The sequence below is a fragment of the Robertmurraya korlensis genome, assembly GCF_023715225.1.
Taxonomy (GTDB): domain Bacteria; phylum Bacillota; class Bacilli; order Bacillales; family Cytobacillaceae; genus Robertmurraya_A.
The window spans coordinates 61231-79254 of sequence record NZ_JAMBNS010000016.1; the positions used below are offsets into that span (position 1 = coordinate 61231).

Genomic DNA, 18024 nt, shown 5'->3' on the forward strand with positions numbered 1-18024 from the left:
TGGTTCCTAATAGGATGATTTTATAATCGGAGCTTATTACCTTTTAAGTTTTATTTATCAAAGTATTGTTTGTTACACTCGTTCGAAAAGGGCACTACCGGATATTCCGGGATTTGTCATTTCGTAAGGATTTAATATTAAATCAAGCTCTTCCTCTGTCAACACTTCATATTGTAGGCAAAGCTCTCTAATTAATTTACCTTTTAAGATGGCCTCTCGAGCAATTCGTGATGCAACTTCATACCCTATGTGAGGATTTACAGCTGTAAGTAATCCCACACTTTTTTCAACATATTCCTTCATCCGTCCTTCATTTGCTTTTATACCTGTTAAACAAAAGTCTGTAAAGCTTCGAAATGCATTGTTCATGATGCTGATGGATTGCAGCAAGTTAAAAACCAACACAGGTTCCATCACGTTTAATTCCAGCTGTCCTGCTTCAGAGGCTAAGCAAATCGTATGGTCGTTTCCAATAACCTGAAAGGCAACTTGGTTAATAAGCTCTGGCATTACTGGGTTTACCTTTCCTGGCATGATGGAGGATCCAGGCTGACGTGATGGTAAGGTAATTTCTCCAAATCCCGCACGAGGTCCAGATGCCATTAATCGTAAGTCATTTGCTATTTTGGACATATTCATCATGCAGACCTTCAATGCTGCTGACACTTCTGTGTAAGCATCTGTACTTTGTGTAGCATCGACAAGGTGTTCAGCTCCTACAAGCTGTAAGCCACTAATATCTGAAAGGTGCTTTACCACATTTTTTATATACTTAGGGTCAGCATTTAACCCTGTCCCTACAGCCGTCGCTCCCATATTCACTTCGTAAAGATGCAGGCGTGTTTGTCCAATCCGTTTAATGTCACGTTCCAATACAAGGCTGTAAGCTTCAAATTCTTGACCAAGGCGAATGGGTACAGCATCTTGAAGGTGAGTACGTCCCATTTTTATAATATGGTCAAATTGCTGAGCTTTTTTCTTAAAGGCATTTAACATGTCATTCATGGTATCCAGAAGCTTGTTCAGCATATTAAGTGTAGAGATATGTATGGCTGTCGGAAACACATCGTTTGTTGATTGCGACATATTCACATGACTATTAGGGCTTAATTTTCCATATTCTCCTTTATTATGGCCAAGTAACTCAAGCGCACGGTTTGCAATGACTTCATTTGCATTCATATTCATTGACGTGCCGGCTCCGCCTTGGATCGGGTCGACTATAAAATACTCGTGCCATTTTCCCTCTAGGATTTCATCTGTAGATTGAACAATTACATTACCAATTCCTTCATATAAACGCTTAATATCCATATTAGCAAGTGCTGCTGCTTTTTTAACCATTGCTAGCGCTTTTATCATTTCTGTATGAATTTTATAGCTAGTGATTGGAAAATTTTCTACAGCCCGCAACGTTTGTATTCCATAATAAACATTTGCGGGTATTTCCTTCTCTCCAAGAAAATCTCTCTCAATTCGGTATTCTTTCTTGTCTATCACCATTTCCTTCACTCCCCTTGTAAGTGTTAAAATCTAAATCATTTGCAACTGGTGTTTCCATAACCATCTTCACCTTTTGCGGATCCCCTGTCTTGCCTAAAGCCCACATTAATTTTGGAACAATGGCTTCAGTATTCATATTCCTTGAACGAATAATGGTATTACGATCAACTTTTCTCCCTACTTCATAAATATCCATATCCTCTCCTTCTTCTAAACATTGAGTAGTAACGACAATAGATATTCCGTATTTAGTCAAGTCATTTAATTTTTCTACAATGTTTCTTCTGTCAAATGGAATACCACCGCTTCCATAACTCTCAACTACTATCCCTTTACATAAATTCTTCAGAGAGTCAAAGAATTCCGGCTTCATGCCAGGATACAACTTTATTAATAAAACATCTGTACAAAGGGAAGTATCTAGCTTTATCTCTTTATTCTTTGACGTATCGATTGGTAGATTATAATGAATACACTCGTTATATATAAAAGCCACATAAGGATAATTAATGCTTTCAATCGCATCATAGCTTTTTGTTCTTACTTTAATTGCTCTTGTCCCTTGAATAACTCTCCCATCAAAAACAACATATACTCCACCAATTTCTTCACAAGCAAACCGAAACGCATCAGAGATATTTCTTTTAGCATCTGTTTGCTGAAAGGAAATTGGGACTTGAGATCCTGTTATCACAATGGGTTTCCCACTATTTTGTAGCATATAAGATAGCGCAGCTGAAGTGTAAGCCATCGTATCTGTCCCATGTGTAATAACGAAGCCATCGTAATTATCGTAGTGCTCATATATTGATATTGCTATTTTCGCCCAATTTTCTGGTTGCATATTTGTACTATCTATATTCATCAAAGGCTTACTATCAATCTGACAATGTAAATTTATTCCTGAAAGATAACTCAAAAGTTCATCTCCCTTCATCTCAGGAGCTAATCCATTTTCTCCTTCTAATGAAGCGATTGTCCCACCTGTAGTAAGTAACAGTAACTTCTTCAAGATAATATCCCCTTTATAACTTTCATTTTCAGTAATAAAATAGCTCAATAACTAAAAAATACTGAGGTCATATACCTCTGCAAGATGTTTTAATAACTCAACACCTGCCAGACTATTTCCATATTCATCTATAGCAGGTCCATAAATCCCAATACCACACCCTGTTTGAAAAGGTGTATTTTGTCGATATCTCGCTGGAACAGATGCCATAATCCCACCCGATACGCCACTTTTTGCTGGTATTCCAACAAATGCTGCAAACTTCCCTGAAGCATTATACATCCCGCAAGTTAGCATTAAACCCTTGATTAACTTTCCTATTTGTTTTGGAAATACTTGTCTTTTTTGAATTGGGTCGTAACCATTATTAGATATAATTAAACCAATTAAAGAAATATCTTTTGTATTTACTTCGATTGCACATTGTTTTAAGTAAACTTTTAACACATCTTCTACGTTTGACTCTAAAAATCCCATTTCTTTCAAATAATAAGCTAAAGCTCTATTTCGATTTGCTGTTTTCCACTCAGACTGAAATACTTTTTCATTAAAGGTTGGTCGTCTCCCAATCATTTTTTCTATTAATTTATAAATTGATTCTAACTTTTGCTCTGGTGATTCTCCATTAAGAAGAGATGTGACTGTAATTGCTCCCACGTTAATCATTGGATTGAAAGGTTTACCTGGTTTATGCATTTCTAAACGAACGATAGAGTTAAAAGCATCCCCTGTTGGTTCGACATCAACGTGATTTAATACATATGGAATTCCACGGTCTAAACATGCTGCAATAAAACTAATAACTTTTGAAATACTTTGCAAAGTAAAAGGAACTTGCCATTCTCCTGCCTTAATCTCAACACCATCAGAACTAATCATGTAAACTCCTAAATCTGATCGGTTAGATTCGCTTAAAGCTGGGATATATTCAGCACATCGGCCTTTCATACCAAGCAAACGGTATTTCCTAACCCATTCATCAAGGTATTTTTCCTCCATGAGGCCCCTTTCTTGATTTATTTCTATTATCTTTTGCTGATACATTTCCCCACCCCCCTGTAAGCGCTTCCTATTTTCTAGCTTAGAATATATGCTACGCAAAGAAACAGAACACTACAAACACATCGAAAAAATATTTTCTCTAAATATATAATTTGTTTCTTGTGACAGGGTGCCTGCGCATTTCTTTTATGCTTCTTTACGCACCTCGACCTTTTCATCTTTCCAGCATTCTACATTTTCAAGCCCTTTGATGTTGCTTGCATAAAATACAGGCTCTTTCCCCTCTTTTTTCTGTTTCACGTAGTCTTTTAACACAGCAAGTGCAATCTTCCCAATTAGAGCAAGTGCGATTAAGTTCGTGATTGCCATTAGTGCCATAAAAAGGTCAGCTAAATTCCAAACCATGCTTAAATTTGATAGTGAGCCAAAAAGAACCATTCCTAACACAGCTAGACGGAATATAAGGATAACCACTTTGTTTTCATTAATAAATCCAATGTTTGATTCGGCGTAATAATAATTTCCAATAATTGAGCTAAAACAAAGTAACAGAATCGTAATGGCAACAAAAATACTTGCCCATGGACCAACGTGGCTAGCTAATGCGCTCTGAGTAAGCTGTATTCCACCTAGCCCTTCACCAGAAATTCCAGACAATAAAATAATGAATGCTGTAGCACTACAAATTAACAATGTATCAACAAAAACACCTAGCGTTTGGATAAACCCTTGCTTTGCTGGATGGCTTACATCTGCTGTAGCGGCTGCAACTGGCGCACTTCCCATACCAGCTTCATTAGAAAATAATCCACGTTTTACACCATTCATTATTGCTGCACCAATCCCACCAGCAACTGCTTCGTTTAAACCAAATGCACTAGTTAAGATAAGCCCGATGATCCTTGGAAGTTCACCAATATTTAATATGACTATATATACAGCCAACAATAAATAGAATACAGTCATGACTGGTACAACCACCTGAGACACTTTAGCAATACGATTAACACCACCAAAAATAACGACTGCGGTAAGCGCAGTTAAGATTACACCGATCACAAGACGGTTCGTATTAAATGCTTCCTCAAATGCAATTGAAATGGTATTTGCTTGAACGGAATTAAAAGCTAGTCCAAAACAAAAGGTGATTAAAAGTGCAAACAACACTCCCATCCATCTTGCACCAAGCGCTTTTTCCATATAGTAGGCTGGTCCGCCTTTGAACCCGTTTGAATCTTTTACTTTATAGACTTGAGCTAGCGTACTTTCAATAAAGCTTAATGCTGCACTGAAGATTGCGACAACCCACATCCAAAACACAGCACCTGGGCCACCTAATGTAATCGCAATGGCAACACCAGCTAGATTACCTGTACCTATTCTTGAAGCTGCACTAATACAAAACGCTCCAAATGATGAAACTTGTTTCTTTCCATTTCTAGTAGTAGGACTTTCCTTTAATAAACGAAACATTTCTTTTAGATTCGTCACTTGAACAAATTTTGTTTTGAAAGTAAAATAAATCCCCATACCAACAAGTAAAACTATTAAAACATAGGACCATAGAATTGCATTTCCCCAATTAATCAAACTTTCTGCCATAAAGATCACCTCTTTTTCTGTGATAATAAATATAGGTTTATAGAAGCAAGATGTTTAGAAATAGGGAATTGAGGAATATCTGCTCCTATTTCTGCAAGAATAATTGCAGCTATATTTCTTTAATCCTGGTATTGTGATAAGAAGTACAACTTCTTCCTGATCCAATTGCATCATCCCATCTTTTTTCAAATTGAATCCACCTCCTCATGTAAGCGTTTTCAAATTTTAGTCACAAATATAATTTATTTTAGAATCCAAGCTACAAAAAGTAACCGATTACTACAAATAAACTTTTAAAAATTTAAATAATATTCAGATAATCTGTTGTTGATTCAGAAGAACTTTTTATTTAAACTATCATTACTATTCGAAATTTTAAATGGGAAGTGTTCGTTTTGAGTATTAATCCTTTAAATAGGAAAGATCGTACCATTATTCTATTCATGATACTTTTTGTTCCATTAGCAGGTGAAATAAACTTTTATCCCATTAATGATACGTTTCGAGTTAGTTTAGGTCCGCCAACCCTTTTCTTATTCCTATTATTTTTAAGAAAAACTGCAATTATCCCAGGCTTTTTAACAGCTATGCTTGTTGTATTTTTTCGTATTCTACTAGATTTCATATTGGAGGCAAACTTTAACTGGCTAACTTCTTTTGAAACTCATTATCCCAGTTTTTTCTTTTACTTCACCTATACTTGCCTTTTTTATATAGTAAAAGTAAATTATTTTCATCGTCGACCTTTGATCATTGGTTTCTTTGGGATAATCATTGAAATATTGTCCAATCTTGTAGAGATATTCATACAGTATATTATTTTTAAAGTCACGATTACTTCAGGGTCATTTATTGAGATGTTTTTTATTGCTCTTACTCATAGCTTTATGGTATTAGGTGTGTTTAGTATGATGAAACTTTATGAAGCACAATCCCGGGAGATAGAAGTTCGAAAGCGTAATGAACATATGTTATTACACGTATCTAATTTATATGAGGAATCTATTCATTTAAAAAAAACACTACAAAATTCGGAAACGATTACAATAAAAACTTACGAATTATATAGGGAATTAATTCATAATGAAATAGTAGACATTAAGTTTATTGAAAAAACCAGTCAACAATTACTAGAAATAGCTGGTGAAATACATGAGATTAAAAAAGATAATCAGAGAATTTTTGCAGGCTTATCAAAACTTATCTCAAATGAAGGTTTTACAGACTATATCAATATTTCTGATCTGATTAAAATAATTGTTAGAGCAAATGAAAAGTATGCACATTTTTTAGAAAAAGATATTCTTTTTAGTTATAACATTAAGGGAAATCACCCCAATTACCATATATATACCATTCTATCGATTGTTAACAATTTAGTTGCAAACGCTGTAGAAGCTATTAAAAAAAAGGGAACAATCAATATAGAAGTAAGTTTCCAACATAACTCGGTTCAATTTCAGATCGAAGATGACGGACCAGGAATTTCAGATAAAAATAGGGAATTAATATTTAAACCTGGCTTCACTTCTAAATTTGACGGTATGGGATATCCCTCAACAGGTATTGGATTAACTTTTGTAGAACATATGGTCAAAAAGCTCAAGGGAAACGTCACCTTTAAACGTGGCTCAAACGAAATAGGAACAGTTTTCATTATTTTTTTGCCTGTTGATAATTTGATTGAAAAGGAGAATTCTTGATGAACTTTTATATAACAGATGATGATGTAATCGTTCGTTCCATGCTTGCTCAATTTATCGAGGATGAAGATCTAGGTCAAATTGTTGGAGAATCCGATGATGGGGCATTATTGAATGGAGAAACTTTAAACTTAAAAAAGGTCGATATTTTATTGATTGATTTATTAATGCCAAATCGTGATGGGCTTGAAACCATACAATCTATCAAACCAACTTTTAAGGGGAAAATCATAATGATTTCTCAAATAGAGTCAAAAGAACTGATTAGTAAAGCATATACACTTGGAATAGAAAACTACATAATAAAGCCAATTAATAGAATAGAAGTGCTTGCTGTTATCCGAAAAGTAATGGAACATTCTCGACTAGAAAAATCCATTCATGACATTCAAAAGTCATTAAATACTGTTCTTCAAACGGATACAATGTTGCAGCAAAAGGAGACATCTTTTAAGGAATATAATATTAAAAATTATGGTGAGTTACTTTTCACAGAATTAGGTATTTCTGGTGAGAGTGGCAGCAAAGATTTAATAGAAATATTGGCTTTTTTATTTAAATATGAGAAAAAGAATACATTTGAACATGGATTACCATCTCTTAATGACATTTATGAGTATTTAGCAAATAAAAAGCTTGGAGCTACTGCTGACGAAGGGGCTTTAAGAAGAGAGGCAAAAGCTTCTAAACAGCGTGTTCGGAGAACCATTTATCAGTCATTGAATCACTTAGCATCTTTGGGACTTACAGATTTCTCAAATGCAAAATTTGAAAAGTATTCTTCCCAGTTTTTTGACTTTACTATCGTTCGTAAAAAGATGACAGAGTTAAAAAATGACACAAAACCAGCGTTCGCTTCTACACGAATAAATATAAAGAAATTTATTCATGCTTTATATTTTGAAGCAAAACGTATGATGTTAGAAAGATAAAACCAAATAAGAACAACCATCACTATAAAAGAGCAACCGCACATCACATCTGATATGACATCAAACATTTAAGTAAGCCCTCCCAACAGTTTAATAATCTAATGAAAGATAAAAGAAGCCTCCCAAAAGTTCAGTGAACTAATGAGAAGCTTCTTTTTTATTGGGGCAGATTACATCATGCCGCCCATTCCACCCATGCCGCCCATGTCAGGCATTGCAGGAGTATCTTCTTTGATGTCTGCAACAACTGCTTCAGTTGTTAAGAACATTGCTGCAACAGATCCAGCGTTTTGAAGAGCTGAACGAGTTACCTTAGTTGGGTCAACGATACCAGCTTCGATCATGTTTACCCACTCGCCAGTAGCTGCGTTGAAGCCTGTTCCAACTTCTTCACGCTTTAAGCGCTCAACGATAACAGATCCTTCAAGACCTGCATTGTGTGCGATTGTACGAACTGGCTCTTCCATCGCACGTAGAACGATGTTCACACCTGTCTTCTCGTCACCAGTAACCTCTAGAGCAGCCACTTTGTTGTATACGTTAAGTAGGGCAACACCACCACCAGAAACGATACCTTCTTCAACAGCAGCACGAGTTGAGTTCAATGCGTCTTCAATACGAAGCTTGCGCTCTTTTAATTCTGTTTCAGTAGCAGCACCAACTTTAACCACTGCTACACCGCCAGCTAACTTAGCTAAGCGCTCTTGTAATTTTTCGCGGTCAAATTCAGAAGTTGTTTCTTCCATTTGCGCACGGATTTGGTTTACACGACCTGCGATTTGTGCAGAATCTCCAGCACCTTCAACGATTGTTGTGTTTTCTTTTGTTACAACAACCTTAGAAGCGCGACCTAGAGATTGAATCGTTGCAGACTTAAGGTCACGACCTAGCTCTTCAGTGATTACTTCCCCACCTGTTAAGATAGCGATGTCTTCAAGCATAGCTTTACGACGATCACCGAATCCAGGAGCCTTAACAGCAACTGCATTGAATGTTCCACGAAGCTTGTTAACTACTAATGTAGCTAATGCTTCACCTTCTACATCCTCAGCAACAAGTAATAATGGCTTACCTTGTTGTACCACTTGCTCTAGAACTGGAAGGATTTCTTGGATGCTTCCAATTTTCTTATCTGTGATTAAGATAAATGGATTGTCTAAAACAGCTTCCATTTTATCAGAGTCTGTTACCATGTATGGAGATGCATATCCACGATCGAATTGCATACCTTCTACTACATCAAGCTCAGTAGTGAAGCCTTTTGATTCTTCGATTGTGATAACGCCGTCGTTACCAACGCGCTCCATTGCTTCAGCAATTAATTGGCCTACTTCATCATCAGCCGCAGAAATAGCTGCAACTTGAGCGATAGAAGCTTTGCTTTCGATAGGTTTAGAGATTGCACGTAGCTCTTGTACCGCTACCGCTACTGCCTTATCCATCCCTTTACGGATACCCATTGGGTTCGCACCAGCTGTTACGTTCTTTAAGCCTTCGCGAATCATCGCTTGAGCAAGAACCGTTGCAGTTGTTGTACCGTCACCAGCAACATCATTTGTTTTGCTAGCTACTTCAGCAACAAGCTTAGCACCCATGTTTTCGAATGCATCTTCAAGTTCGATTTCTTTTGCGATTGTTACACCATCGTTAGTAATAAGTGGTGAACCGAATTTCTTTTCAAGAACCACGTTACGTCCTTTTGGTCCTAATGTTACTTTTACAGCATTTGCAAGTGCATCTACTCCACGAAGCATCGAGCGACGTGCGTCTTCACTAAACTTAATTTCTTTAGCCATTGTAAAATACCCTCCTCGAGTTTTTTCAATCTATTCTGTCTTCGTTTAGTTTTAAAATAAGAAAGTTCTACTCTTATCCAAGAATAGCTAAAATATCGTTTTCACGTAGAATTAAGTACTCTTTTCCTTCGTACTTAACTTCTGTGCCAGCGTATTTTGAGAAGATAATACGGTCGTCCACAGAAACTTCAAGAGCAACACGCTCACCGCTTTCAAGTACGCGGCCAGTGCCGACAGCAACTACTTTGCCTTCTTGAGGCTTCTCTTTAGCAGAGTCTGGTAGTACAATACCGCTTGCCGTTTTTTCTTCCGTTTCAACTAGCTCAATTACAATGCGATCACCTAGTGGCTTTAACAAGTGAAACAACCTCCTCAAATATATGTAAGATTTGAATTATTAGCACTCACTTAACTAGAGTGCTAACACAACTATTATATTAATGAATCTCTTCATTTTTTGCAAGCGAGAAACCGCTTTTTTTTATAAATTTTTTGTAAAAGTCCTCCCATAACTTGTTAATTATACAACCTTACTAAGTATGTACTTTTCCACCTATTCTATCCATATAATGCTAAAATACGGACAATAATTCTTCTTATTTGATACAACCTGATGTTTACGAGTAGAATAACTATATTGGATTGAAAAGGAGACTTGTTTTGAAACGTGAATATTGGATTATTTTAATTGCTTATATTGCGATGCAGCTTTCAAGCTTTATTGGTGTCCCTATCACCTCTCTCGTACTAGAAATGATTGGCTTTGACACCCACTCTCAAGGATTTGCCGGTGTCACTTGGCTTGTTATCAGCTTCTCGATCACACTTGTGATTGTCCTGTTGCTGCTACGTAATGAGATGGTACACGCAAATGAAGTAAGAAACGGAGCAAGCATAGGTCGGTCAATTCTCTGGTCTATCACAGGTGTCTTTCTTGCCCTATTTGCCCAAGCCATTGCTGCGAATATTGAACGTTTGATTGGTATTGAGGTAGGATCTGATAATACACAGCAGATTTTACGTATCATTGAAACTTTTCCGATTATGATTGTCGTTAGTTCGGTTATTGGTCCTATATTAGAGGAAATTGTTTTTCGTAAGATCATTTTCGGAGCTTTTTATAAGCGCTTTAACTTTTTCCTATCTGCCTTGCTTAGCTCCGTTATTTTTTCTTTTGCTCATATGGAGCCTGAGCACACCTTACTCTATTCCGCGATGGGATTCACCTTTGCGTATTTGTACGTAAAAACCAATCGAATTCTCGTCCCGATTGTTGCTCACGTATCCATGAATACGTTCGTTGTTCTTGTGCAATCCATCTATAGGGAAGACTTAGAAAAATTAATCAAACAAGCAGAACAAATGCAAAGCTTTATTGGAGGATTCTTCTTATGAGACAGTCACCTTTATTCTCAGGAATTATATACATCGTCTTGGGTGCTCTGTTCACAGTGTTTGCGATTCAGGACTTACAGCAAAACGGAGAGTGGGGCTTTTTTACCTACCTGCTAGTCTTGCTAGCTACATTTGATATTGGTTCAGGCATTCGGATGATTCTTTTACATTTTAAAATTAAAGAGATAAAGAAGCAGCAAAAGAAATAGCCGCTCCACTAAGGGGCGGCTTGCTGTTTATTCCTCTACCATTTCTTCATCCACTGAATAATGCTTTAAAAAGTACACCAGAGACTGTAACTCAATAGCCAGATCAATATGATGAACCCTGATGGATGATGGCACCGTTAATCGGGCAGGCGTAAAGTTTAAGATTCCTCTCACCGATCCTTGAACCATTCGATCGGTAATGGATTGTGCGACCGTTGCTGGAACGGTTAATATCGCTACCTGAATGTCTTCTTTTTCAATCACTTCTTCTAGATCATCCATATGGTAGACTGGTACTTCTCCAATTTTTGTGCCTACCTTCTCTTCTATTACGTCAAATGCGACAGCAATTTTTGTATTATTATTTTTTAAGAAATTATAATTTAAAAATGCTGTCCCTAAATTCCCGACCCCAATTAAGGCAACCTTCGTTAACTCATCTTGGTCGAGGGTTTTACGGAAAAAGGATAATAGATAGTTTACATTGTAACCGTATCCCTTTTTGCCTAACGCTCCAAAGTATGAAAAATCTCTTCGAATGGTTGCAGAATCGACCTTCACTGCCTCACTTAGTTCAGCCGATGAAACACGTTGCTTTCCTGATGAGTGTAAACTATTTAAAAAGCGATAATACAATGGTAGTCTTTTCGCCGTTGCTTGTGGGATTTTCATTGATTCATTACTCATCGTTCTTCCCCTACCTTCTATCTTTAACTAATATAGTTTCTCTTCCCTTTTGAAGTCACCGTTTTTACCACCTGTCTTTTCAACCAGGTATGTTTTCCCGATCACCATTCCTTTATCTACTGCTTTACACATATCATAAACAGTAAGCGCACAAACAGAAGCGGCTGTTAACGCTTCCATTTCTACACCTGTATTCCCTTTTGTCTTTACACTAGCAGATATATGTAGAGTATGGCAATTGTTATCTGATTCCCAATCAAAAGAAATATCGACACCGGTAAGTGGAATAGGATGACACATTGGAATAATATCCCATGTTTTTTTACTAGCCATTACGGCTGAAACCTGTGCGACTGCTAACACATCCCCTTTTTTCATTTGGTTATGTGTGATACGATCATAAATCTCTTGATTGACTGTGATACTAGAATGGGCAATAGCCGTCCGTACCGTTTCGGGCTTATCACTCACATCTACCATTTTCGCTCTACCTTCTTTATTAAAATGAGTGAACTCTGTCATCTATTATACACCTCTTTCAAAATCATACACTATTTTCCTCGTTTTGTGTGAAAACATTGTAACATACTTCACAACTCCTATCATTGCTCATCCGTATTGAATGCGTTACACTAACCGTAGAAGTATAGAGGTGAAATCAATGATATTACTACAAGTAAACCAGCTTTCCAAGTCTTATGGGGCTGACCTTATTTTATCGAATATAAAACTAGAAGTTCAAACAAGAGACCGTATTGCCTTAGTAGGCCGAAATGGGGCCGGGAAATCGACGTTACTCAAAATTATAGCCGGTCACCTTTCCTATGAATCAGGTGATTTAATCAAACCCAAACATGTAACCATCGGGTATTTGGCTCAGAACACAGGTCTTGTTTCCGGATTATCCATTTGGGAAGAAATGCTTACCGTTTTTGAACATGTGATGAACCAAGAGAAAGAGCTTCGTAAGCTCGAGGAAAAAATGGCTGATCCTACCGTTTTTGAACATGCTGCCTTGTACGAGCGGACAATAAAAGAATATGACCATCTCCAAAATGAATTTAAGGAGAATGGGGGGTATCAGTACGAGTCTGATATACGTTCTGTCCTACATGGTTTAAACTTTCACTCTTTCGATTACTCTACGAAAATTGATAGCTTGAGTGGTGGACAGAAAACCCGTTTGGCTCTTGCGAAGTTGTTATTAACGAAGCCTGATATTCTAATACTGGACGAACCTACCAACCATCTAGATATTGATACTTTGTCTTGGCTAGAGCAATATTTAACTGGCTACACAGGTGCCATCTTAATTGTATCCCACGATCGCTATTTTTTAGACAAAGTGGTTAATCAAGTATATGAAATCTCTAGGAATCAAATCAGCAAATTTTCAGGAAACTACAGTGCTTATCTTGAACAAAAAGCTGAGAACTACGAACGTGATTTAAAACAATACGAAAAACAGCAAGATGAAATAGCCAAATTACAGGACTTTATCCAAAAAAATCTTGCTCGTGCATCGACCACCAAGCGAGCCCAAAGTCGAAGGAAAAAGCTTGAGAGAATGCAAGTAATGGACAAACCTCTTGGAGATGAGAAGTCTGCCTCCTTCGGTTTTGATATTGAGAAGCAAAGTGGCAATGAGGTGTTAAATGTTCATTCCCTATCCGTGGGCTATCATGATGAGAAAATAGCTGAGGCTCTTTCCCTAAGAATTACTAGAGGCGATTCCGTTGCCTTAGTTGGACCGAATGGGATTGGAAAATCTACCTTACTCAAAACCATCCAAGGAACGTTACAACCGTTAGAAGGACAAGTTCATTATGGTTCTAACGTTAGCATTGGTTATTATGATCAGGAACAAGCGGCTCTAACTTCGAACAAGCGAGTTTTAAATGAGCTTTGGGACGAATATCCGCTGAAAAGTGAAAAAGAAATCCGGACTGTACTAGGGAATTTCTTATTTACCGGGGACGATGTGTTAAAAACTGTGTCCACCCTTAGCGGTGGGGAAAAAGCCCGTCTTGCTCTCGCTAAACTTATGATGCAAAAAGCGAATCTTCTTATTCTAGATGAGCCTACCAACCATTTGGACTTAGACAGTAAGGAAATATTAGAAAATGCCTTAGTAGATTATCCAGGTACGATTCTTTTTGTTTCTCATGACCGATACTTCATTAATCGCATTGCTACGAAGGTGATTGAGCTAAGTAAAACCGCGGCTGTTGAGTACCTAGGGGACTATGATTATTACGTTGAAAAGAAGCTTGAACAAGAAGAACTTAAAGCGATAGAACAAGCAGAAAAGGCTGCAGCTACCGTGGTAGCTCCAGAAAAAAATACGTATCAAATCGATAAGGAAGCCAAGAAATTAGAGCGTCAACGAAAGCGACGGATCGAAGAAATAGAAGGATTAATTGAACAGTTCGAAGAAACGATTGAAAAGAATAATACCCTGCTATGTGACCCAGAAATTTTTCAAGACCACGAAAGAGTGCTCAAAATTAATGAAGAAAACGAAACAGCAAAACTCCAATTAGATGACTTACTAGAAAAATGGAGTGAACTTGCTGAATAAGCAAAAAGAACCGGGAGAATGAATCTATCCCGGTTTTTTCTTTTCCACAATTTTGTTCACAGCTAAATTGTTTTTAAATGTGCTTTCCACAGGGTTTTCCACATTATCCACAATTTTAGTTTATTTTATCCACATTACCCACAGTGAAACTTGTCGAAACAGTGTTTATACACAAAAAAAGCCCCTATCGCGTGATAGGGACTATTTCCTACAGTTATGAATTGTGGATAGATAGATCTAATCCTGGATTTGCATTTAGTGTAAAATCACTTCTTTGACCTTTTTCATACATAACACTTCCAGCAGCTGCAATCATGGCTGCATTGTCTGTGCATAAAGAAAGTGGAGGAATAATTAATTCTACCCCTTCAATAGCAGCAAACTCTTTTTCTAACGTGCTACGTAGCCCTTTATTAGCAGCTACTCCACCTGCAAGTAACACTTGCTTCACAGAATACTGTTTGGCCGCTCGTACCGTCTTTGTTACTAATACATCAATAACACTTTGCTGAAAGCTTGCAGCAAGATCTTCAGGTGCGATCACTTCACCCCGTTGCTCTGCATTGTGGACAGTGTTGATAACTGCTGATTTTAATCCACTAAAGCTAAAATCATAGGATCCTTCCTCTAACCACGCTCTTGGTAAATCAATAACAGGTGAGCCAACAGCGGCTAACCGGTCAATATGTGGTCCACCTGGATAAGGCATTTTTAACGTCCTAGCAACTTTATCGTACGCCTCACCGGCAGCATCGTCTCTCGTTTCTCCTATAACCTCAAAGTGACCATGTTCCTTCATATAAACAAGCTCCGTATGTCCACCAGAAACAACTAAGGAGAGGAGTGGAAAATCCATTTCCTTTATCAACCGATTCGCATAAATATGACCAGCGATATGGTGGATTCCTACAAGAGGAATACCGTGAGCAAAGCTCAGTGCTTTTGCTGCGTTTACCCCTATTAATAAGGCACCGACAAGCCCTGGTCCCTCCGTTACAGCAATCGCGTCAAGATCAGAAAACTGTAACTCCGCTACTCTCATCGCTTCTTCTATGACAATCGTGATTTGCTCCACATGATGACGAGAAGCAATCTCAGGAACCACTCCCCCGAATCGCTTATGGCTTTCAATTTGTGACGCAACGATATTTGCTACAATTTCATGTCCATTTTTTACAATCGCAACCGCTGTTTCATCACAGCTTGTTTCGATCCCTAATATATATTGTTTCTTCTCACTCATATTGTCACCCACATGACTAATGCATCCTCATAATTATCAGTATAATAGTTCTTTCGTATTCCGCCGTTCATAAATCCAAGCTTACGGTACAAAGACTGTGCCACTGTGTTTGAAACACGTACTTCAAGTGTCATCGTTTTTGCACCCCTCTTCTTTGCAACCTCCATAATCATCCGAAGAATCGCTTCTCCTAGCTTTTGCCCACGAAATTCCGGTAAAACCGCTATGTTTGTAATATGGGCTTCATCAACAATCAGCCACATTCCACAATATCCTACAATTTTCCCTTCCTTTTCTAAAACAAGATAGACCGCAAATTGATTTAGATTCAACTCATTTTCAAATGACTGTCTAGTCCAAGGGGTTGCAAATGAAAGCTCCTCAATTTTTAAGATTTGATCGATATCTTCTTCCTTCATATATCGAAACACAAAGGAATCCGTTAAAGAGTGAGTCTCTTCATTTTGCATCATTTTCTTTCTTCCCTTCTAGCCATTTCGCTTCAGCTTCAGCCAATCGAATATAATTTGGTACAAAGGTGTGTATATCTACTGGTTCACGATGGAGCCCTAAATGAGCTAGCTCTCCTGGACGTGGATTATGTTCTGTGTAGTGAGCAAATCTTGCTTGATCTCCCATCATGTTTGCTAATACTTCCCTGTGAATCGGCAGATCATTGCCCACAAACAAAACAGGCTCAGAAAGTTCCTTTAAGTGCTCTGTCCAATCTGTCGCTAACACCAGTTGGTCCTTTTTAACGGTTTCAAGTGAACCATTTTGGGAGCGATACAGGCCGGTATAGACTTGTCCTCTTCTCGCGTCAAAGAGTGGAGCCACATAGCCTGAAAAGTACCGGGCTGCTGATGCCGCTAACACTTCAATGCTTGAAACCCCGACAAGAGGAATTTGTAAGGTCCACGCTAATGTTTTCGCAATCGTTACTCCTATACGAACACCCGTATAAGAACCAGGACCTTCTGCGACAACAATTTTCTCTAAGTCGGCTGGCTTTATATCACATTCCCTGCACAGGTTTTCAATCGCTGGCATCACACGCACCGAATGATTCTTTTTTACATTCGTTATGTACTCCCCAATCACTTGCTGGTCATCTATTAAGGCAATACCAAGTGGATAATTTGATGTATCTATTGCTAGTACTTTCATTAGGCAAATAGCTCCTTACAAAGCATTTCATATCGTTTCCCTTTAGGTGTTATCGTTAAGATCCGAGAACTCTCTTCTCCATGAGTAATTTTAATTTGTAGTAGCTCGTTTGGTAATTGCTCTTCAATTAAATGAGCCCATTCTACAACTGTAACTCCTTGGCCCTCAAAGTACTCATCAAACCCTAAATCTTCATAGGAATCTTCTAATCGATAGACATCCATATGGTAAAGAGGAAGTCTTCCGTTATATTCTTTTATAATCGTAAAAGTCGGACTACTTACGTTTTTGGTAATATCAAGTCCCACTGCAAGTCCTTTAGTAAAAGTCGTCTTGCCTGCACCCAGATCACCCTCTAATGTAATCACATCTCCTGGCTGAAGCTTGTGTGCAAGTTCCTTTGAAAATTGTAAAGTCTCTTCCGTACGGTTTGTTCTAACTATGTATTCGTTCATTGAATTAATCACCCAATTCTTTTATAAAAAAGCCTTAGGACAGGATCCTAAGGCTAGTCTCTTATAAGTGTACATGATTTTAAAAAAATGAGCAAAAAAGGTTGGATTGGTATGTAGTTTTTTGGCGTGCGATTGGTTTTGTTGAGTTTTTGGACAGAGTGTTGGGTTGTAATCGCTAATATGTTCTTGGGATCGCAAGTAAATAATCGCAAATATATCTCCAGAATCGCAAGTAAATGAACAATAACGGTTATTTTTATGGAGATTAGAGTCTACGCAATTGCATTTTATACCTTTTTCTTTCTATTTTGGCCAAAAAAATCACCTTTTATTAAAAAACCTCTTTAAAAAACAAAAAAACGAATCCTTTTGGTTCGTTTGGTTCTACTAAAATATGAAAATGGCGGTCCCGACCGGGATCGAACCGGCGATCTCCTGCGTGACAGGCAGGCATGTTAACCGCTACACCACGGGACCAGAGTTTTTTCAAGTGAAATTTGAAAAATAAATTTCAATTGCGGGGACAGGATTTGAACCTGCGACCTTCGGGTTATGAGCCCGACGAGCTACCAGACTGCTCCACCCCGCGACAATAATATTTGTAATACAAGCCTAGCGACGTCCTACTCTCACAGAGGGAAACCCTCAACTACCATCGGCGCTGAAAAGCTTAACTTCCGTGTTCGGTATGGGAACGGGTGTGACCTTTTCGCTATCGCCACTAGACCAGTATTCAC

17 protein-coding genes, 2 tRNA genes and 1 rRNA gene are annotated in these 18024 nt (G+C 37.9%); 5 read left to right on the forward strand and 15 right to left on the reverse strand.

Translation table 11 applies throughout. The annotated features are described in order from the left end of the window. Positions 1–72 precede the first annotated feature (72 nt). From aspA to M3175_RS21755, 4 genes are all read right to left on the reverse strand, one after another. Positions 73–1503, reverse strand: coding sequence for an aspartate ammonia-lyase (gene aspA, locus M3175_RS21740; RefSeq protein WP_251523535.1), 1431 nt, complete (start codon positions 1501–1503; stop codon positions 73–75). Further along, positions 1472–2515 carry an asparaginase gene (locus tag M3175_RS21745; protein ID WP_251523537.1) on the reverse strand — a complete coding sequence of 348 codons (1044 nt, stop codon included), beginning with the start codon at positions 2513–2515 and terminating at the stop codon, positions 1472–1474. The genes aspA and M3175_RS21745 overlap by 32 nt, the downstream gene beginning before the upstream one ends. A 51-nt stretch (positions 2516–2566) precedes the next feature. Beyond that, positions 2567–3559 (reverse strand): glutaminase, encoded by a 993-nt coding sequence (locus tag M3175_RS21750; RefSeq protein ID WP_251523539.1) that lies wholly within the window; start codon positions 3557–3559, stop codon positions 2567–2569. A 144-nt stretch (positions 3560–3703) separates the two neighbouring features. Next, positions 3704–5119, reverse strand: a complete 1416-nt coding sequence (locus M3175_RS21755; protein ID WP_251523541.1) for an alanine/glycine:cation symporter family protein — start codon at positions 5117–5119, stop codon at positions 3704–3706. 386 nt (positions 5120–5505) lie between these two features. Here M3175_RS21755 and M3175_RS21760 point away from each other — a divergent pair, with 386 nt between their 5' ends. Beyond that, a complete protein-coding gene (locus tag M3175_RS21760; RefSeq protein ID WP_371321716.1) occupies positions 5506–6822 on the forward strand; it encodes a sensor histidine kinase in 1317 nt (438 codons plus the stop codon). Then, on the forward strand, positions 6822–7754 hold the full coding sequence (locus tag M3175_RS21765; RefSeq protein WP_251523543.1) for a response regulator: 933 nt from the start codon (positions 6822–6824) through the stop codon (positions 7752–7754). The genes M3175_RS21760 and M3175_RS21765 overlap by 1 nt, the downstream gene beginning before the upstream one ends. A gap of 170 nt (positions 7755–7924) precedes the next feature. Here M3175_RS21765 and groL read toward each other — a convergent pair whose 3' ends face one another. Beyond that, on the reverse strand, positions 7925–9550 hold the full coding sequence (gene groL / locus M3175_RS21770; protein ID WP_251523545.1) for a chaperonin GroEL: 1626 nt from the start codon (positions 9548–9550) through the stop codon (positions 7925–7927). 73 nt (positions 9551–9623) lie between these two features. Further along, positions 9624–9908 carry a co-chaperone GroES gene (gene groES / locus M3175_RS21775; RefSeq protein ID WP_066057304.1) on the reverse strand — a complete coding sequence of 95 codons (285 nt, stop codon included), beginning with the start codon at positions 9906–9908 and terminating at the stop codon, positions 9624–9626. Positions 9909–10210: 302 nt separating this feature from the next. On the opposite strand from groES, the gene M3175_RS21780 reads away from it, so the two are divergent. Then, a complete protein-coding gene (locus M3175_RS21780; protein WP_251523547.1) occupies positions 10211–10945 on the forward strand; it encodes a CPBP family intramembrane glutamic endopeptidase in 735 nt (244 codons plus the stop codon). Further along, positions 10942–11154 carry a YdiK family protein gene (locus M3175_RS21785; RefSeq protein WP_251523549.1) on the forward strand — a complete coding sequence of 71 codons (213 nt, stop codon included), beginning with the start codon at positions 10942–10944 and terminating at the stop codon, positions 11152–11154. The genes M3175_RS21780 and M3175_RS21785 overlap by 4 nt, the downstream gene beginning before the upstream one ends. A gap of 27 nt (positions 11155–11181) precedes the next feature. Here M3175_RS21785 and M3175_RS21790 read toward each other — a convergent pair whose 3' ends face one another. After that, on the reverse strand, positions 11182–11841 hold the full coding sequence (locus tag M3175_RS21790; RefSeq protein ID WP_251523551.1) for a redox-sensing transcriptional repressor Rex: 660 nt from the start codon (positions 11839–11841) through the stop codon (positions 11182–11184). Between the two features lie 27 nt (positions 11842–11868). Next, entirely contained in the window at positions 11869–12363 is a 495-nt protein-coding gene (gene moaC, locus M3175_RS21795) for a cyclic pyranopterin monophosphate synthase MoaC (protein ID WP_251523553.1), read from the reverse strand. Between the two features lie 139 nt (positions 12364–12502). Here moaC and M3175_RS21800 point away from each other — a divergent pair, with 139 nt between their 5' ends. Then, a complete protein-coding gene (locus M3175_RS21800) occupies positions 12503–14422 on the forward strand; it encodes an ABC-F family ATP-binding cassette domain-containing protein (protein WP_251523555.1) in 1920 nt (639 codons plus the stop codon). A 214-nt stretch (positions 14423–14636) separates the two neighbouring features. Here the strand turns inward: M3175_RS21800 and tsaD are convergent, their stop codons facing one another. From tsaD to rrf, 7 genes are all read right to left on the reverse strand, one after another. Then, positions 14637–15665: a tRNA (adenosine(37)-N6)-threonylcarbamoyltransferase complex transferase subunit TsaD gene (gene tsaD, locus M3175_RS21805; protein WP_251523557.1), complete on the reverse strand. Its 1029-nt coding sequence runs from the start codon at positions 15663–15665 to the stop codon at positions 14637–14639. Beyond that, a complete protein-coding gene (gene rimI / locus M3175_RS21810) occupies positions 15662–16138 on the reverse strand; it encodes a ribosomal protein S18-alanine N-acetyltransferase (protein ID WP_251523559.1) in 477 nt (158 codons plus the stop codon). Before rimI ends, tsaD begins: the two co-directional genes overlap by 4 nt. Beyond that, entirely contained in the window at positions 16125–16832 is a 708-nt protein-coding gene (gene tsaB / locus M3175_RS21815) for a tRNA (adenosine(37)-N6)-threonylcarbamoyltransferase complex dimerization subunit type 1 TsaB (protein WP_251523561.1), read from the reverse strand. The genes rimI and tsaB overlap by 14 nt, the downstream gene beginning before the upstream one ends. After that, positions 16832–17287, reverse strand: a complete 456-nt coding sequence (tsaE, locus tag M3175_RS21820; RefSeq protein ID WP_251523564.1) for a tRNA (adenosine(37)-N6)-threonylcarbamoyltransferase complex ATPase subunit type 1 TsaE — start codon at positions 17285–17287, stop codon at positions 16832–16834. Before tsaE ends, tsaB begins: the two co-directional genes overlap by 1 nt. A gap of 401 nt (positions 17288–17688) precedes the next feature. Further along, positions 17689–17764, reverse strand: a tRNA-Asp gene (locus tag M3175_RS21825). Positions 17765–17802: 38 nt separating this feature from the next. Then, positions 17803–17876 (reverse strand) — tRNA-Met (locus M3175_RS21830). Between the two features lie 21 nt (positions 17877–17897). Continuing rightward, positions 17898–18013 (reverse strand): 5S ribosomal RNA (gene rrf / locus M3175_RS21835). Between the last annotated feature and the right edge of the window lie 11 nt (positions 18014–18024).

What these genes read in the sequence shown, in the direction of transcription:
- aspA (WP_251523535.1), bottom strand. Translation starts at nt 1,503, where the DNA reads ATGGTGATAGACAAGAAAGAATACCGAATTGAGAGAGATTTTCTTGGA.
- M3175_RS21750 (WP_251523539.1), bottom strand. Translation starts at nt 3,559, where the DNA reads ATGTATCAGCAAAAGATAATAGAAATAAATCAAGAAAGGGGCCTCATG.
- M3175_RS21755 (WP_251523541.1), bottom strand. Translation starts at nt 5,119, where the DNA reads ATGGCAGAAAGTTTGATTAATTGGGGAAATGCAATTCTATGGTCCTAT.
- M3175_RS21765 (WP_251523543.1), top strand. Translation starts at nt 6,822, where the DNA reads ATGAACTTTTATATAACAGATGATGATGTAATCGTTCGTTCCATGCTT.
- groL (WP_251523545.1), bottom strand. Translation starts at nt 9,550, where the DNA reads ATGGCTAAAGAAATTAAGTTTAGTGAAGACGCACGTCGCTCGATGCTT.
- M3175_RS21785 (WP_251523549.1), top strand. Translation starts at nt 10,942, where the DNA reads ATGAGACAGTCACCTTTATTCTCAGGAATTATATACATCGTCTTGGGT.
- M3175_RS21790 (WP_251523551.1), bottom strand. Translation starts at nt 11,841, where the DNA reads ATGAGTAATGAATCAATGAAAATCCCACAAGCAACGGCGAAAAGACTA.
- moaC (WP_251523553.1), bottom strand. Translation starts at nt 12,363, where the DNA reads ATGACAGAGTTCACTCATTTTAATAAAGAAGGTAGAGCGAAAATGGTA.
- M3175_RS21800 (WP_251523555.1), top strand. Translation starts at nt 12,503, where the DNA reads ATGATATTACTACAAGTAAACCAGCTTTCCAAGTCTTATGGGGCTGAC.
- tsaD (WP_251523557.1), bottom strand. Translation starts at nt 15,665, where the DNA reads ATGAGTGAGAAGAAACAATATATATTAGGGATCGAAACAAGCTGTGAT.
- rimI (WP_251523559.1), bottom strand. Translation starts at nt 16,138, where the DNA reads ATGATGCAAAATGAAGAGACTCACTCTTTAACGGATTCCTTTGTGTTT.
- tsaB (WP_251523561.1), bottom strand. Translation starts at nt 16,832, where the DNA reads ATGAAAGTACTAGCAATAGATACATCAAATTATCCACTTGGTATTGCC.
- tsaE (WP_251523564.1), bottom strand. Translation starts at nt 17,287, where the DNA reads ATGAACGAATACATAGTTAGAACAAACCGTACGGAAGAGACTTTACAA.